The sequence below is a fragment of the Anabaenopsis sp. NIES-4685 genome, from assembly GCF_059725405.1.
The window spans coordinates 3,036,790-3,052,964 of record NZ_AP043602.1 but is presented as its reverse complement, the minus strand read 5'-3'; the positions used below and the strand labels follow the sequence as shown (position 1 = coordinate 3,052,964).

The window sequence follows — 16,175 nt, the reverse complement described above, 5'->3', positions numbered from 1 at the left end:
AGAGGTGGTAAATTGTTAGTAAATTTCTCTGTAGATATGCTAGTGGGTGAGGTGGTGCGGGGCACCTCTATGGAAATTCGAGTAGTGCGTTAGTGCTTAGACTCCTTAGCCATTCCTTAACTATTAGAATAAGAATGATATATCCGAATTTTGACTAAGCTCTATGTCAGTTTTAGCAGCGATCGCAGTCTTGGCTGTTTTGATCTTGGTACACGAGTTAGGACACTTTACCGCAGCTCGTTCTCAAGGTATTCTCGTTAACCGCTTTTCTTTAGGATTTGGGCCTGTTCTTTGGAAATACCAAGGTTCTCAAACCGAATATGCTATCCGCGCCTTTCCTTTAGGTGGGTTTGTGGGCTTCCCCGATGATGACCCTGATAGCGATATTCCCCCCAATGACCCGAATTTGCTGCGTAACCGGCCAATTTTAGATCGGGCGATTGTCATTAGCGCGGGAGTGATCGCCAATTTAATCTTTGCCTATTTCTTGTTGGTAAGTCAGGTAGGTCTGGTTGGTATAGGACAAAGTAGCCAACCGGGAGTTTTAATTCAACAACTAGCGCCAGAGGTGAGTTCTGTGGCCGCATCTGCTGGAATTAAACCAGGAGATGTGATTTTAGCGGCTAATTACAGGGAATTTGGCACAGCACTACAGGAAATAGAAGATTTACGGGATATTATCAAAAATAGTCCCGGTCAACCTGTACAGCTAGAAATTGCCCGTGGCGACCAAAGGCTAACTGTCAATGTAGTTCCTGAAGAGAAGCCAGCTGGAGGTAGTATTGGCGTGGGACTTGCTCCCAATGGTGAAGTTATTCGCCGTCCTGTGAAGAATTTGGCACAAGCTTTCAATATTGGTGGTAGTGAATTTCAGCGCCTGGTTACCATGACATTTCAAGGCTTTGGCCAACTAATTACCAACTTTGGCGAAACAGCTAGTCAGGTAGCAGGACCGATTAAAATTGTCCAAATTGGTTCTAGCATTGCCCAAAATGATACAGGTAGTCTGTTCTTTTTTGCTGCTTTAATCAGCATTAACTTGGCAATTATTAATATTTTACCTTTACCCGCTCTAGATGGCGGACAACTGGCATTCTTGCTAATTGAAGGTTTACGAGGTAAGCCAATACCTAACCGCATTCAAGAGGGTGTGATGCAAACTGGTTTAATGTTACTCTTGGGACTAGGAATTTTTCTGATTGTTAAAGAAACTAGTCAGTTAACCTCCCAGTTAGATTGGGTGCAAAAGTTATTCCAGTGAGTGTTACCCGCAAATCCTCATCTCAAAAGCAACGGGCGTTAGAAATTCTCGCCCGGTTGCAGGGTCTTTATCCAGATGCAACTTGCTCTTTGAATTACTCTACCCCAGTACAATTGCTGGTAGCAACCATTCTTTCGGCTCAGTGTACTGATGAGCGAGTGAATAAGGTTACACCAGCTTTGTTTGCCCGGTTTCCGGACGCGGCTAGTTTGGCCAATGCTGACCTAGAAGAGTTAGAAATTTTAGTACGGTCTACGGGTTTTTACAGAAATAAGGCCAAAAATATTCAAGCAGCTTGTCGGATGATTGTCAAGGAGTTTGACTCTGTTGTTCCCCAGGAAATGGAGCAATTATTACAGCTTCCAGGGGTGGCACGAAAAACGGGAAATGTAGTTTTAGCTCACGCTTATGGTATTAATGCGGGGGTGACTGTTGATACTCACGTTAAGCGGTTAAGCCAACGCTTGGGGTTAACGAAATTTTCTGACCCGGTGAGGATTGAGAAAGATTTAATGAAGTTGTTACCCCGTCCGGATTGGGAAAATTGGTCAATTCGTTTGATTTATCACGGTCGTGCTGTTTGTAAGGCTCGTTCTCCCCTCTGCGAAGCTTGCTATCTCCATGATTTATGTCCCACTGGTGAGAAAACATTTATTTCGAGAAATTCTGAAAACACGATAGAATAGAAAATGCTGTCTGTAAACCAGTTAAAGAATTTATGGCAAAAAAGAGTATGATTGAGCGCGAAAAAAAACGCGCCAACTTGGTAGAAAAGTATAGTGAAAAGCGAGAAGCATTATTGGCAGAATTCAAAAGTGCGGAATCTCCCTTGGATAAATTGGAAATTCACCGGAAAATTCAACAGCTACCCCGGAATAGTGCGCCGACTCGTCACCGCAATCGCTGCTGGGTAACTGGTCGTCCCAGGGGTGTGTATCGCGACTTTGGTCTGTCTCGGAATGTGTTCCGGGAATGGGCCGATGAAGGTCTTTTACCGGGTGTGGTTAAGTCTAGCTGGTAGTCACTGCTCATTTTCTCCTGGAAGGAGAAAATGACTAAACTATTCTCCGCAGCAACGGTCTATGCCTAGACTATCTAAGAGTAGATCGCTGACGGCGTTGGCGATCGCAAATTCTCCATAGAAACTTTTAGAAAAATCAAATGCCTGCATCTCTGTAACAATGGCTATAACTAGAGATCCTAAGTCATTCTCTCCTTCCATGCGTTGTCGGACAAAAATTTGTGCCGCCCTGTGGGCAATTTTTTGATTGACTATTTCGGGGAGGAATTCTGTGTCTAACCACTTTAATAATCGGTCTTGCAACCACTGACCTTCAAGATCGGGGTTGTTGGAAGGTGGTAGGGTAATGGGTGGTATTGCTTCGGTCATGTTTTTTTAACGCAGAGGAACGCTAAGGGAAACGCAAAGGTACGCTGAGGGTTTTTTTTGCTTGTTTGCTGAAATTATGGAATACGATATCGCTGCTATTGTTCGGGGTTATGCTCAAGGTTATTTTCTCATGGCTGATGACAACAAAGGCCTGGGATGGTACACCAGTCGCGATCGCACTTTGATTCCCTTAGATGAGCGATTTCGCTACCCTAGGTCTTTGCAGCGTGTTCTCAATCAAGAGCGTTTTACCCTGAGCATTAACTGTGATTTTCCATCCGTGGTGGCTGGGTGTGCTGACCGCGAGACTACTTGGATTTCGCCGGAGTTACAAGAGATTTACTACTTACTTTACCAGAATGGTTACGCTTATAGTTTTGAAACTTGGCAAGGTGACCAACTTGCTGGGGGTATCCTAGGAATTGTTATTGGCGGTGCTTTTATTGGTGAGTCGATGTTTTACCGCATTCCTGAAGGTTCTAAGGTGGCGATGGTTAAGTTGGTGGAAAGATTGCGCCAAAACCAGTTTCTACTGTTTGATGCTCAAATGATGAACCCCCATTTAGCTAGATTTGGCGCTTATGGGATTAAGGATGAGGAGTACCAAAGTTTACTTAAACAAGCGCTACAACGTCGTTGTTCTTTGGTGTGAAGTATAAAATAGGATAAATTCCTAGTCAAAAGCTATACACTAAGTTTCATCTGCTATATAAAGAGTAGGGGTGATCACGCTCCCACTATGTTTTGATAGAATTAAAACGGTAGGAATTTTCACAACTTAGTCATTGATTATCATGCCTTCTGAAATTGCTGTCGAGAAGAAAAAGTTAAAAAATCCCCCCTTAAAACTTCACTATCTGGGCGATCGCGTCCTGCGTCAAGATGCCAAGCGGATTACTAAAGTAGACGATGAAATCCGTAAACTTATCCGGGAAATGCTGCAAACTATGTACAGTAGCGATGGTATTGGTTTAGCCGCACCTCAAGTAGGAATTCATAAACAACTCATTGTGATTGATTGCGAACCAGATAACCCTGCTAACCCCCCACTGGTATTGATTAACCCCACCATTAAACAAGTCAGTAAGGAAGTATGCGTGGCCCAAGAGGGCTGTTTGAGTATTCCCAATGTTTATTTAGAGGTAAAACGTCCCGAATCCGTAGAAGTTGCTTATAAAGATGAATACGGCCGTCCCAAAACCCTCAAAGCCTATGATCTACTCGCACGCTGCATTCAGCACGAAATGGATCACCTCAATGGGGTAGTATTTGTAGACCGGGTGGAAAATTCCTTGAGTTTAGCCCAGGAGTTATCGAAAAATGGCTTCTCCTATCAGTCGGTGAAACCAGTAGCATAGGGGTTCGCTAAAATCTGTTTTGCTGATCTTTCCTTCACTGAATTCATGCTACTATGAACTAAATAATTAAAAATTTGTACTGTGGATAGTTTAGGTACTTCCATGGTCAAGTAAGATAAAAAAGTGAGCAATTGTTAACATTTTCACATAGGAATAATAGTGTATACTCCAAAAAGCGGTTTATTTCTAGGTGGTGCTTGCATCACAGCGATCGCCGCCGTGGGTTCAGTATTTGAACTTACCTCTGGACAACCAGATTTAGGTGTTCAGGTAACTGCCATTATCCTCGGATTGAGCATTCCACTCACGGGATTATTTTTCTTTGCTGCAGTGAAGGACGCACGGGCTAACATTAAATAAGCATCAGGTATATAAAAAGGTAGAGGGATGAAACCAAAGGCAAAATTCATCCTTCACCTTTTATTTTTTTCGCTTCACATTTTTACCCATATTTATTCTTGGTTTATTCTTGGTTTAGTGTCTACAATAATTTAATGAATTTATAGTCATTTATGTACATTTGCAGTATAATATAATTATGAATGTACGATCATTAAATGAATGAAACTATCTGATTATGCAAAAAAGGTAGGGATAAGTTATAGAACTGCGTGGCGTTGGTACAAATCCGGCGTAATCACAGGTTATCAACAACCTACAGGAACCATAATTATTAATCTACGTGAAACTAACCAAAACCCTAACAAAGTTGTAGCTATCTACTGCCGTGTTTCTGATAATGGTTCAAAAGACAACTTAGAAAAACAAGCTGAAAGGTTAACCCAATATGCTTTAGTGCAAGGATTTATGGGTTAAGAAGATCAAAGAGAAAGACAGAACGTATCACTCAGGAGTTACAAAATGAATCTGATTGAGCGTCATGTTATTAAACCAAGTCACCCAGCATACAAAGAAATAGATGAACTTTGCTTTAAATCGAAGAACCTATACAATGCTGTTAACTTCATAGTTAGACAGGAATACATTCATAACAACAAGCATATTAATTATGCGGGAGCCTATCACCTAATCAAAGAATCTGTTGATTATAAAGCTTTGCCAGCAAAGGTAAGTTGTCAAATCATTAAATTAGTTGATAGATGCTGGCTTTCATATTTTGCAGCTATTAGTTCTTTTACGACCAACCCTGATAAGTTCAAAGGTCGGCCTAGACTACCTGGATATAAACATAAAACAAAAGGTCGTTGTGTGGTCATTTACCCGGCACAGGGTATTAGCAAAAAAGGGTTAAAAAAAGGGTTATTACAACCTTCAGGTACAAATATATCTATTTCAACTGCTATTCAAAGTAAAGTTAAAGAACTTAGATTAGTACCTAGAAGTGGATTCTATGTAGTAGAGGCTGTTTATGAAAAGAATGAAGTAGTCACAGTTAGGAATCAATATATTGCAGCTATCGATTTGGGGCTTAATAACCTGGCCACCATAGCTTCAAACAAAAAAGGCTTTCAGCCGTTGATTATTAATGGTCGCCCATTAAAGTCAACCAATCAATTCTTTAATAAACAAAAAGCCCAACTCCAATCGAAGCTTCAAACTCAAGACCCGAATAAATACACCTCCAACAAAATATCCAATCTTCTCACCAAAAGAGATAGTAAATTTGATACCTATCTACACCAAGCTAGTAGAACCATTATTAATTACCTTCGACAAAATCAGATTGATACTTTGGTGATTGGTAACAACAAACAGTGGAAGCAAGATATTAATATTGGTAAGCGTAACAATCAAAATTTTGTTCAGATACCGCACTATAAATTTATCGAGCAGTTGGTTTATAAAGCTAACTTAGCTGGCGTTAAAGTTATTATCAACGAAGAAAGTTATACCTCTAAGGCTAGTTTTCTTGACCTTGATAATATCCCGGAGTACCAAAAAGGGGCAGAACGTGTATTTAGTGGTAGAAGAGTAGCTCGTGGGTTGTATAAAGCTTCTAATGGAGGGTTAATAAACGCTGATTTAAATGGGGCGTACAACATATTAAGAAAAGCAGTCCTGAACGCTTTTGCAGACGGGATAGAGGGGTTAGGAGTAACTCCAATCAGGTTTACCCCTGGTAAAGTGACTTTGTAGATTTGTCTATAATTTCACAAACTCTTCGTGTTTTAATAAAGCCTTTTTCAGTCTCATGAAGTACACACCAATTCCGGTGTTCCCTATTCCCTATTCCCTATTCCCTATTCCCTGTTCCCTGTTCCCTGTTCCCTCAAACTAAAAAAAATTGTACCTCACGAGCATGGGAAATGCTATAAAAGAATGTCGTCAGAAACAACTCCACTATTACACCTATCCCAAGCACATCTCAACTTACTAGAAACTTGTCCGCGTAAATTCCAACAAGTTTACTTAGAAAAACTTCACTCTCCCTCCAGTCCCGAACATCAGGAACATCAAGTTTTGGGTAGTCGCTTTCACCTGCTAATGCAACAGCGAGAAATGGGTTTACCGATTGCTGGGTTCCTCCAAGCAGATACTCGACTGCAAAGCTGGATATCAGGTTTGACCAATGTAGCACCAGAACTTTTAACACCCACCGTACCCCTAAGCTTCCGTGAAGGCGAACATTATCGCACGCTGCAAATTCAAAACTACTTACTCACGGTTATTTATGATCTACTGATCGCAGACGCTGACAAAGCGCACATTATCGACTGGAAAACCCATCCTCAACCACCAAATAAACGCAAGTTAGAACAGAATTGGCAAACACGTCTCTATTTATATGTTTTGGCTGAAACAAGCGCCTATTTACCCCAAAACATTTCTATGACTTACTGGTTTGTCCAGTCGGAAGGTGAACCGCAAAATATTCAATTTAATTACGACAATCTCCAGCATCAGCGCACAGCCCAAAAACTTGCTCAACTGTTAAATAAATTAACCCATTGGCTGGAAGGTTACCAGAGAAACAGGCCATTTCCACAAGTACCGGAAAATAGTAAAACCTGTAATTATTGTCATTTTGCCATACTTTGCCAACGGACACAAGCCGGGGGAGAACATCAACAGAATTTACCAAATCTTGCCAATATTCAAGAAGTAACCCTATGAATTATAGGGAGATTGTAATATGAAAAGTTTTGATGAAACTGATTTGATTTATGTTCGTGAATTAGGTATTGATGATATTTCCCCTGTTTACCACCTGGGAGAACAGTTATTTACTAGCGATTTATATCCTTATTTATATCGCACCTGGGACGAATGGGAGGTAATTGGACTTTACAATACAGACCCAGAATATTGTCTAGTTGCGGAAACAGATGGGGAGTTAGCGGGGTTTATTCTGGGAACTATTATTACTAAAGCTTCCTGGACTTATGGTTATATACTATGGTTAGCTGTGAATCCAAAATTTCAGCGTCGGGGTGTAGCAGATAAGTTAGTTGATCATGTTATTGCCAGGATGATTGAAGATGGGGCGCGTTTCATGCTGGTAGATACAGACCCTACTAATAATCCGGCTGTCAAGTTTTTTAACCGTAAAGGATTTGGCAATATCCGCCAGCATATTTTCTTGTCGATGAATTTAAGCAAGCATGAACATTATGGCAGACTCATTGATTATGAACATCAAAAGGCGGAAAGAGCCGGTTACAGGCGCACTCGTCCTGCAATTCGCGCTGGTAAACCTGATGGACTTGTGAATAAGGTGATCTGCAATCCTCTGGTCAATGAGACTCTGATCAATGATGAATGAAGACTAATGTTATTAATTATCAATTTTTAACTAATTCTATGGAGTGGATTCTTTCAACACCTGAACAACCACCTGACTGGTTTATCCATATGGTGAAACAGTATACACCAAAATCAAGGGGATTGTATGCAGCACAATTATTATGGCAAAGGGGAATTAAGGACGCTGAAAAATTAGCGGCTTTTGCTGACTATAAGAATTATCACCCTGCTAGTCCTTTGGAGTTTGGGGAAGAAATGCACTTAGCTATGGCTAGGCTGCAACAAGCACTAAATAACAATGATAAAATTGCTATCTGGGGAGATTTTGATGCTGATGGCATTACTGCTACTGCTGTTTTATGGGATGGTTTGGGACAGTTCTTTACTAAAAATACCCGCTTAATTTATTACATCCCCAATCGCTTCACGGAATCCCACGGACTTAATTATCAGGGAATCGATAATTTACACCGACAAGGTTGTAAGTTAATTGTAACCTGCGATACTGGTAGTACGAATATAGATGAAATTATTTATGCTCAAAGCTTGGGTATAGACATTATAGTTACAGACCATCACACTTTACCTGAACAGCGCCCACCAGTGACGGCAATTATTAACCCCCGGTATTTACCAAGTCAACATCAGTTATTTCATCTCTCCGGGGTGGCGGTAGCTTTTAAGTTGGTAGAAGCACTATATCAAAGTTTACCTGATGTTCCCAAAGAGCCATTAACAGATTTATGGGATTTGGTTGCTGTAGGATTAATTGCGGATTTGGTGCAGCTGAGTGGAGATTGTCGCTATTTAGCACAATTAGGTATTCAAAGATTACAGGCAGACTTCCAACAACCACCGACAGCACGACGACGGCCAGGTATAGGGCGATTATTAGAATTATGCCAGAAAAATGGCGATCGCCCGACAGATATTTCTTTCGGTCTGGGTCCACGGATTAATGCTGTTAGTCGCATTCAGGGCGATGCTAGTTTGTGCGTAGAGTTATTAACTAGTCGTGATCTTGAATATTGTGATCAATTAGCCGAAGTGGCGGAACTAGCTAATACCCGTCGCAAGTCCTTACAGAAAGATGTACAAGCCCAAGTATTACAAAAACTCTCTGAGATAGACTTATCAACCACCAGTGTGATTGTGTTGGAAGATAGCCAATGGCCAACGGGAGTATTGGGTTTGGTTGCGGGACAAGTAGCCCAAGAAACAGGCCGTCCCACAATTTTATTAAGTACACAGATCCTCGGTGAAGCAACAAAAGGACTCTCATTAGCCCGTGGTTCTGCCCGTTCAGTGAATTCTGTTGATTTATACCAGTTAGTCAAAAAGCAAGCACATTTGTTACAGAGCTTTGGAGGTCATCCCTTTGCTGCTGGGTTGAGTTTATTACCGGAGAATATTCCTTTATTCACGGAGGCAATTAATCAACAGCTGCGACAATCTTTAGGGGGAAAAACTCTTACACCTACTGTGGAAGCGGATTTGATGGTAACTGTGGCTGATTTAGGCAAAGAGTTATTTGGGGAGCTTAAATTACTAGAACCCTGTGGGATGGGAAACCCTGTACCAACACTTTTAATTAAAAATTGCTGGTTTGAAAATGCTTGGCATCGTAATCAGGAGGATTGCAGAGGAAAAAAGGTACAGTACATTAAGACTGATTTTAATATTCGGGATGAGTCCACTAAAACCACGTTTCCTGGTGTTTGGTGGGGACACTATCAAGATGAGTTACCGCCAGATAGGTGTGATTGTATTGCTGAACTCGACTACAACACTTTTAAAAAACGTTATGAAATCAGATTAATTGCTGTGCGTCCAACCGCTACCTCAGTCATGACTAGTGTTAATACTGAGGGGATAATAGATTTACGTAATCAGGAATACTCAATTTTGAATAATCAGGATTCACGACATCTAATTAGAGATTGTCCTTGTCAGTGGGAAGATTTACGTGTATGCTTAAAGCAATCGCTCTCTAATCATCAACAATTAGCGATCGCCTGGTCTAAACCCCTGCATCAACCACCCGAGGAAATTTGGCTAACGTTGGTTGGGATTGCTAAATATCTCAGTCGGACAAATCAACCAGTCACCCACCGCCAACTTTTAGAAAAACTTGGTGTCCATGACCAGACCTTATTATTGGGACTCGAAGCTTTAGAGTATTTGGGGTTCAGAGTGACTACACAAGACAGTCAGCTGCAAATTAGTTGGAATCCCTTCACCCACTCAGAAATTATGAACGACGCATCTGTAGAAAGATTTTTAGCCGCTATCAGGGAAGAACAATTTCAGCAAAGTTATTTTGCGGAGGTTCCTCTGTCTACAATTATGAGGATTTACCGGCGCTAAAGAGCCTGGGTGATTGACACTTGACCCAGAGGGATTTTTGAGGCGGGTATTTTTTGTATAAACTGCTACTATTGTTTAGTTAAGGTCGGTAATCATTGCTTCCTTAAATAATCTCGAAAAAACCTATAATCCCCTGAGGAAAGTGCTATATTCTTAAAGAAGAATATAGAGTGTAAAGGTGAGATCCATAAAAGAATAAAGAGTGAAAAGCGTTTCAAGAGTCTGATTGCTAAAGTGTAAATAAAACAACTATATTCCACTGATATACATGAACCAATCTGCGAAAGGTTACTCACCACTCCAATTAGTCTTGATTGGGGGAGCGATCGCCACAACTACCACTGTTTCAGTATTTGGCTCTGGTTGGACTCGCTGCGTTCTGGCGGCCTTTGAAGATAGTCCGAAAGCGTTAGTTGACCAGGTATGGCAATTGGTAAATCGTGAGTATGTTGATGGCAGTTTTAATCAACAAGATTGGCTAGCGACTAGGCAGAGCTTGTTAAGCAAAGAGTATTCTTCTCATGAACAAGCTTATGTGGCAATTCGCGAAGCTTTACAACAACTGGGTGATCCTTACACACGGTTTATGGATCCCCAACAATATCAATCTCTCGCCAGGCAAACATCAGGGGAAGTCTCTGGGATTGGGATTCGCATGGAAGTGAATCAGCAAACTCGCCGCCTTACGGTTGTAGAGGCGATCGCCAACTCGCCGGCGTTCAAAGCAGGGATCAAAGCAGGGGATGAGATTTTGGCAATTGATGGCCAAACTACTGATAAAATTGGAGTAGAAAAGGCATCTGAGTTAATTCGTGGTCAAGTTGGTGCTCCCATAACCCTGCGATTAGGAAGAATAGGGCGCGGTGCTTTTGATTTACAGCTCAGACGAGCCACAATTGAAGTGCCTACGGTGCATTATACTCTCCAACAAGAAGGTAATCGCCGCATTGGCTATATCCGCCTGCGAGAGTTTGGTGGCCATACATCGGACCAAATGCGTCGAGCCATTCGAGATTTAAACAGTCAAAACGCGGATGCTTTTGTCTTAGATTTGCGCGGAAATCCTGGCGGTCTGTTAAATTCCAGCATTGAAATTGCCCGGATGTGGTTGGATAATGGCGGGATTGTCCGCACAGTCAACCGTGCGGGGGGGAGTGAGCTAACTCACGCCAATCGCACCGCCCTCACTCGGCGACCTTTGGCAATATTAGTAGATGGTAATTCGGCTAGTGCTAGCGAAATCCTGACGGGGGCGCTCAAGGATAATAACCGGGCTGTAGTTATTGGTAGTCAAACTTTTGGCAAAGCAATGGTGCAATCTGTTCATGAACTGGTAGATGGGTCAGGTCTGGCGGTGACCATTGCCCACTATTACACCCCCAAAGGTACAGATATTAATAAAAAGGGAATTGTCCCAGATATTAAGATAAATTTGACAGCAGCACAACAGCGTCAGCTGGCTAGCAATCCGGATTTATTTGGGACTCGCAATGATCCCCAATATGCTGGGGCGATCGCGGCACTTTCGGGCGAGAACTTCGCTCAACCTCCAGCCCCCCAAACTAACCAACCTGTCGGTTCGAGTATGAGAAATTGAAAATTTTAGCCCCGGATTATGTGTATGGGGAGTAGTAGCATCTTACCCAATACCTACCAAATTTCGCTAAATTGGAAAGAGCAAGTCCTAAGTTGACAATTTTATAGACAAAACTATACTTGTATTGACAAAAATCAATATATTTTTAGTAAAAAATCAACTACTTGATATATAATAAGGTGATATCAAGTATTGAATTGAGACTATTGCCGACGCGAAAACCAAGCAATGATGGTGGTAGTATTTTTCAGAAACTTAATTGGAACACAATCGCGTCTGGCTAAGGCGTGAAAGTCTACACCGGGGATAACTGCTCCCATGCTCCCGTTGAAGTAGAAAGTAAAGTCTAGTTTTGTCTAGGTTTTATATAGCAGGTCAACACAGGGAAACTGAAATGTCAGCACAATTGTTACTGGTCGATGATGAACCAGGATTACGGGAAGCTGTGAAAGACTACTTAGAAGAAAGTGGTTTTAGCGTTCAAGTTGCCAGTAACGCCCGTGAAGGGTGGGATTTGATGCAGCATAATATACCTGATTTAGTGATTTCTGATGTGATGATGCCCCTGGTGGATGGCTATCAGTTCCTTAGACAACTGCGGGAAGACCCGCGGTTTCAAACAGTCCCAGTTGTATTTTTAACTGCTAAAGGGATGACAGGCGATCGCATTCAGGGCTACCAAGCGGGTGTTGATGCCTACCTACCCAAGCCCTTCGACCCGGATGAGTTAGTGGCGATAGTCGAGAACTTACTGTCGCGTCGAGCTACTAAGACTACGACCGCCGGTGAAGAGAGGGAAGCCATTGATATTGCTGAACTCGCTCATCAGATTGCTCAAATTAAGGCTTTGTTAACTCAAAGAACTGCCATCTCTCAGTCCCCAGTCCCTTTTAAAATTGATTTAACTCCCAGAGAACAAAGTGTTTTAAATCTGGTAGCTGAAGGGTTGATGAACAAAGAAATAGCTCGACGTTTAGAAACCAGTGTCCGTAATGTTGAAAAATACGTCAGTCGTTTGTTTAGTAAAACTGGTACCAATAGCCGCACTGAGTTAGTTCGCTTTGCATTAGAACACGGTCTGGCTCAATAGAAATTCCACTGGCGATTGGGGATGTAGGCTAGTATTTTGACTTCACACTAGCCCCTAGATTGAGAGTCCCCACATCAATACGCTTTTTGTGATCAAAATCGAAGCACAACCCTGGTTAAAGCACTTGTACTGACAACTCCATTGTTTTCGTAGTGCAAACGGTAATATTTATGATGTTGTAGATGCTATTTTCGGCTTCTCAAAGACTAGAGTAAACTTTAGCTTGTGCCCATGGAATAAAGTTATACAAGCTAAATATCTATGCTCAACCGGTGATTTTGCAATTACTCAATTACAGCCGAAGATTTTTAGCCTTCAGAGTATTGACTATTATCAACCGCATTACGTAACCGCATCAACTGGCGGCGCATTTGTGGTGAGGCCTTGAACTCAGACACTTCCTGCGCTTTAACAGATGCTTGCAGCATCTCCAGAAACTCATCTGAGCCTTCTGTCAATGCATCCAGCAATACCTGTAAGAGTTGCTCGCGATCGCCTAATAGACTTTTTTCTTCAATCAACCGGAACTTGAGATGAATTTCGCACTCATAAACGCCTACTTCGATATTATTTATCTGGCGTGGTAATGCTTTCGAGTTCATAATTTTGAGGATTAGGTTACTGGGTGGTCATGAGGGTGAGGAATTATATCCCCTTCCACAATTCTTTATATTTTTTTTGTATCCATAATGCTGGAGTTAAAAGCCTTTCTCCAATCCACAACCGTTGTATTTTATATTCACTCTCCTGTGTTTTTTCTAGACACACTGCCAGGGATAAGTCGTAATCTTCCTGACCTAAATGTGCTTTTGTTTAAACCATAACTATTATTCAGTTTTTGATCTCTTATACAATAAAGTTTCTGTAAGAACTTATTCAAGCTTTTTCAAACTTTTTACATTAACTTCATTTTTCCTAGAAAAATAGTTGTAGTTTTTACAGTTTTTTTAGTATTTTTACCGAAAATAAATACCGGTTTTATGGGTTTTTCTTAAAGATAGAGCTAGTTGTACTATGATTACCTGGAATTAGTTCATGTACGTTTTATTCACCTGAAAATTCCGGAAAAGATTCAACGAATGACACAGGGTGGGTTAGTTCACACATATTAAGAACATCCATGCAACAACAAGCTATCTTTACCCAGCCATGAATTAGCCGGTATTTCAGCCCAGACATGAGTCTATAATGATGGATAGGAGGGTGGTTGATTAATATCCCCGTTCATGGTCAGTGATATCTGTGAACCTGCCCTACCGCTTAAACCAACAATCCCCCTGTATTTGATGCCGGGGACTTTCAATTCCGTGTAATCAAACCCAACCTTACACCTTGCTATGGACAATCCGATGCTGCTCAAGTCCACAACCCGGCACATCCGAATTTTTGCCGCAGAAATTGACCGGGATGGCGAACTGGTTCCTAGTAATCAGGTCTTGACCTTAGATATTGACCCAGATAACGAATTCAACTGGAACGAAGATACTCTACAAAAGGTTTATCGCCAGTTTGATCAACTGGTGGAAGCTTCCAGCGGTCAAGATTTAACTGATTATAACTTACGTCGCATTGGCTCAGACTTGGAGCATTATCTGCGATCGCTCCTACAAAAAGGTGAAATCAGCTATAATCTTTCTGCTCGCGTCACCAACTACAGCATGGGGCTCCCTCAAGTTGCCACTCAGGAAAATCAGTAGAGATGTTTAACTGCTGCTGGGGGATGGTCATACTACGCCCCCAGAACCTACGCAATCAAAGCATCTCAAAATTTGCGGAAAAATTTTTCCCTCTCAACACATTTGCCAAATGGCGTATTATAATTAAAGTATAAAGCTCATGGGTCCGTAACGGTTTCGACAGGTTGGCGAAAGCTACTCTGTGATTCAGGTCGAGAGTGAGTCTCCTCTCGCAAATCAAAGGCTCAAAACAAAAGTAAATGCGAATAACATCGTTAAATTTGCTCGTAAGCCTGCTACAGTAGCAGTTGCCTAATAACCTCTTACAGGTTCGAGCGTCTCTGGTTTGACTCCGTTAAGGACTAGAGACCAACCCCCAACGGACGCTCTAACAAGTGTTCTCTGGTTGGCTTGTTAGCTAAGACTTAATCAGAGCATCCTACGTTCGGGATAATGAACGATTCCCGCCTTGAGGGTCAGAAAGGCTAAACCTGTGAATGAGCGGGGGGTCAATACCCAATTTGGACAGCAGTTCGACTCTGCTCGGATCCACTAAAAACCAAACACAAGTCCACCAAACCCTCAGATGTTTAGGTGGATTTTGTTTGTGTTTGAGCCAAGCCCCCGACCTTGTAAATCCAAGGAGTGGCGTGGGTTTACTCATATGCGGGTTAATAACTCGACTTTTGACTAAAACAGAGACCTCGTTAGGTCATGGGACTGCAAAAAATGAAGGGATGCCTATAATAACAAGCACCCCTGTAGCCGAAGATAAAAGGAGCACTACCAAATTTCATACAACCACATTTGATTTAGATAATCTGTCCATGCAAAGAAGAAGTATTTAACCATAGTGGTAAATTGAGCTTTTGCAAATAATCGCAACTAGAAAAAAGTTGCTGCGGTTTACCCCAAAGGTGTAAATCAAACCAACCATCCTCTTGCTGATTTCCTGGTAGGGAAGCCCCAATAATATTGACTGTGATTCCATAGCTAGAGACTAAATCAAAGATGATGGCTGTCTGGTAGTAATCTTTGAAGATACAAATTTGCAAGCCCAGCCGATAGGATTGACCGCCGTAAAGTTGGTAAGTATAATTTATTCCAGATGTAGGTATTTCTGCCCTTGGACGCGGAAATGACCGAGAACCTAAATTATGCTGCATACCCTCTGTCATACCTGTATCCATTAAATCTACTCCCAAGTTATGTAAATATAGCAGTCCATCATCAATATGTTGAGATTTACCTTGGAGTTGTAAGTCAAACCAACCGTAGCTGTCTGTAGCTGAGAGCTTCGCCGCCTTGATATTCACCGTGACACCATAGCGAGATACCAAACGAGAAATCAAAGGTTGGCGTTGGTAATGCAGGGGTATACGGATGCGGGTATCAATGGCAGTTATTGGGTGTATTTTTTTACGTGGCATAAGATTAGGGAACTAAGAAAACAGTTAATCACCAATCGCCGACGCTATTTTCATCCCAGATTTCTAGCTCTATATCCCGGAATCAATTGATAGCATCATCTATCTGTGTTGTAAAACCTTGTAAATCCAGTTCAAACCAACCGTCACCCACAGCATTTGCACCCAAAATCGCCGCTGTAATATTAATCGTTAAACCATAGTCCGAGACTAAACGCGAAATAACCGGTTCTTGATGAAAATTTGTGGGAATTCGCAGGCGAATTTGTCTGTGAGTGATTTGATTGTTGGTAACCATATTCAA

General features: G+C 41.7%; 18 protein-coding genes and 1 other RNA gene. 15 read left to right on the top strand and 4 right to left on the bottom strand.

Features of this window, described 5'->3' with window-relative positions:
• Positions 1 to 163: 163 nt before the first annotated feature.
• Genes rseP through rpsN form a run of 3 tightly spaced genes read left to right on the top strand, consistent with a single transcriptional unit; the run spans position 164 to position 2,282 of the window.
• On the top strand, positions 164 to 1,261 hold the full coding sequence (gene rseP / locus AC6IZ0_RS13150) for an RIP metalloprotease RseP (protein ID WP_497723291.1): 1,098 nt from the start codon (positions 164 to 166) through the stop codon (positions 1,259 to 1,261).
• Positions 1,237 to 1,947, top strand: coding sequence for an endonuclease III (nth, locus tag AC6IZ0_RS13145; protein WP_271734061.1), 711 nt, complete (start codon positions 1,237 to 1,239; stop codon positions 1,945 to 1,947). The genes rseP and nth overlap by 25 nt, the downstream gene beginning before the upstream one ends.
• Before the next feature lie 32 nt (positions 1,948 to 1,979).
• Positions 1,980 to 2,282: a 30S ribosomal protein S14 gene (gene rpsN, locus AC6IZ0_RS13140; protein ID WP_497723289.1), complete on the top strand. Its 303-nt coding sequence runs from the start codon at positions 1,980 to 1,982 to the stop codon at positions 2,280 to 2,282.
• Positions 2,283 to 2,321: 39 nt separating this feature from the next.
• Here rpsN and AC6IZ0_RS13135 read toward each other — a convergent pair whose 3' ends face one another.
• Positions 2,322 to 2,651, bottom strand: coding sequence for a DUF8822 family protein (locus tag AC6IZ0_RS13135; RefSeq protein WP_271734063.1), 330 nt, complete (start codon positions 2,649 to 2,651; stop codon positions 2,322 to 2,324).
• Between the two features lie 76 nt (positions 2,652 to 2,727).
• Between AC6IZ0_RS13135 and aat the strand changes: the two genes are divergently transcribed.
• The 10 genes from aat to AC6IZ0_RS13085 all read left to right on the top strand — a co-directional run bounded on the left by aat (position 2,728) and on the right by AC6IZ0_RS13085 (position 12,768).
• Complete coding sequence (gene aat / locus AC6IZ0_RS13130) at positions 2,728 to 3,303, top strand: leucyl/phenylalanyl-tRNA--protein transferase (protein WP_497723287.1); 576 nt, start codon at positions 2,728 to 2,730, stop codon at positions 3,301 to 3,303.
• 142 nt (positions 3,304 to 3,445) lie between these two features.
• Positions 3,446 to 4,009 (top strand): peptide deformylase, encoded by a 564-nt coding sequence (def, locus tag AC6IZ0_RS13125; RefSeq protein WP_271734064.1) that lies wholly within the window; start codon positions 3,446 to 3,448, stop codon positions 4,007 to 4,009.
• Positions 4,010 to 4,165: 156 nt separating this feature from the next.
• Positions 4,166 to 4,369: a hypothetical protein gene (locus AC6IZ0_RS13120; RefSeq protein ID WP_271734066.1), complete on the top strand. Its 204-nt coding sequence runs from the start codon at positions 4,166 to 4,168 to the stop codon at positions 4,367 to 4,369.
• A 201-nt stretch (positions 4,370 to 4,570) separates the two neighbouring features.
• Positions 4,571 to 4,825: an IS607 family transposase gene (locus tag AC6IZ0_RS13115; protein WP_497723284.1), complete on the top strand. Its 255-nt coding sequence runs from the start codon at positions 4,571 to 4,573 to the stop codon at positions 4,823 to 4,825.
• Positions 4,826 to 4,870: 45 nt separating this feature from the next.
• Positions 4,871 to 6,106 carry an RNA-guided endonuclease InsQ/TnpB family protein gene (locus AC6IZ0_RS13110; RefSeq protein WP_497723282.1) on the top strand — a complete coding sequence of 412 codons (1,236 nt, stop codon included), beginning with the start codon at positions 4,871 to 4,873 and terminating at the stop codon, positions 6,104 to 6,106.
• A gap of 183 nt (positions 6,107 to 6,289) precedes the next feature.
• Positions 6,290 to 7,084, top strand: a complete 795-nt coding sequence (locus AC6IZ0_RS13105) for a PD-(D/E)XK nuclease family protein (RefSeq protein WP_497723281.1) — start codon at positions 6,290 to 6,292, stop codon at positions 7,082 to 7,084.
• Positions 7,085 to 7,103: 19 nt separating this feature from the next.
• Positions 7,104 to 7,733, top strand: a complete 630-nt coding sequence (locus AC6IZ0_RS13100) for a GNAT family N-acetyltransferase (RefSeq protein ID WP_271763866.1) — start codon at positions 7,104 to 7,106, stop codon at positions 7,731 to 7,733.
• Between the two features lie 38 nt (positions 7,734 to 7,771).
• On the top strand, positions 7,772 to 10,081 hold the full coding sequence (gene recJ / locus AC6IZ0_RS13095; protein ID WP_497723279.1) for a single-stranded-DNA-specific exonuclease RecJ: 2,310 nt from the start codon (positions 7,772 to 7,774) through the stop codon (positions 10,079 to 10,081).
• A gap of 268 nt (positions 10,082 to 10,349) precedes the next feature.
• Complete coding sequence (gene ctpB, locus AC6IZ0_RS13090; protein WP_271732636.1) at positions 10,350 to 11,678, top strand: carboxyl-terminal processing protease CtpB; 1,329 nt, start codon at positions 10,350 to 10,352, stop codon at positions 11,676 to 11,678.
• Between the two features lie 394 nt (positions 11,679 to 12,072).
• Positions 12,073 to 12,768: a response regulator transcription factor gene (locus AC6IZ0_RS13085; RefSeq protein ID WP_271732634.1), complete on the top strand. Its 696-nt coding sequence runs from the start codon at positions 12,073 to 12,075 to the stop codon at positions 12,766 to 12,768.
• 308 nt (positions 12,769 to 13,076) lie between these two features.
• Here the strand turns inward: AC6IZ0_RS13085 and AC6IZ0_RS13080 are convergent, their stop codons facing one another.
• On the bottom strand, positions 13,077 to 13,370 hold the full coding sequence (locus AC6IZ0_RS13080; RefSeq protein ID WP_200987166.1) for an Npun_R1517 family heterocyst differentiation transcriptional regulator: 294 nt from the start codon (positions 13,368 to 13,370) through the stop codon (positions 13,077 to 13,079).
• Between the two features lie 735 nt (positions 13,371 to 14,105).
• Between AC6IZ0_RS13080 and AC6IZ0_RS13075 the strand changes: the two genes are divergently transcribed.
• A complete protein-coding gene (locus AC6IZ0_RS13075; protein ID WP_271732631.1) occupies positions 14,106 to 14,465 on the top strand; it encodes an NAD(P)H-quinone oxidoreductase subunit M in 360 nt (119 codons plus the stop codon).
• 141 nt (positions 14,466 to 14,606) lie between these two features.
• Positions 14,607 to 14,999: a transfer-messenger RNA gene (gene ssrA, locus AC6IZ0_RS13070) on the top strand.
• A gap of 257 nt (positions 15,000 to 15,256) precedes the next feature.
• Here ssrA and AC6IZ0_RS13065 read toward each other — a convergent pair.
• Positions 15,257 to 15,874 carry an NIL domain-containing protein gene (locus AC6IZ0_RS13065; protein WP_497723276.1) on the bottom strand — a complete coding sequence of 206 codons (618 nt, stop codon included), beginning with the start codon at positions 15,872 to 15,874 and terminating at the stop codon, positions 15,257 to 15,259.
• Between the two features lie 82 nt (positions 15,875 to 15,956).
• Positions 15,957 to 16,169: an NIL domain-containing protein gene (locus AC6IZ0_RS13060; protein ID WP_497723274.1), complete on the bottom strand. Its 213-nt coding sequence runs from the start codon at positions 16,167 to 16,169 to the stop codon at positions 15,957 to 15,959.
• Positions 16,170 to 16,175: the final 6 nt, after the last annotated feature.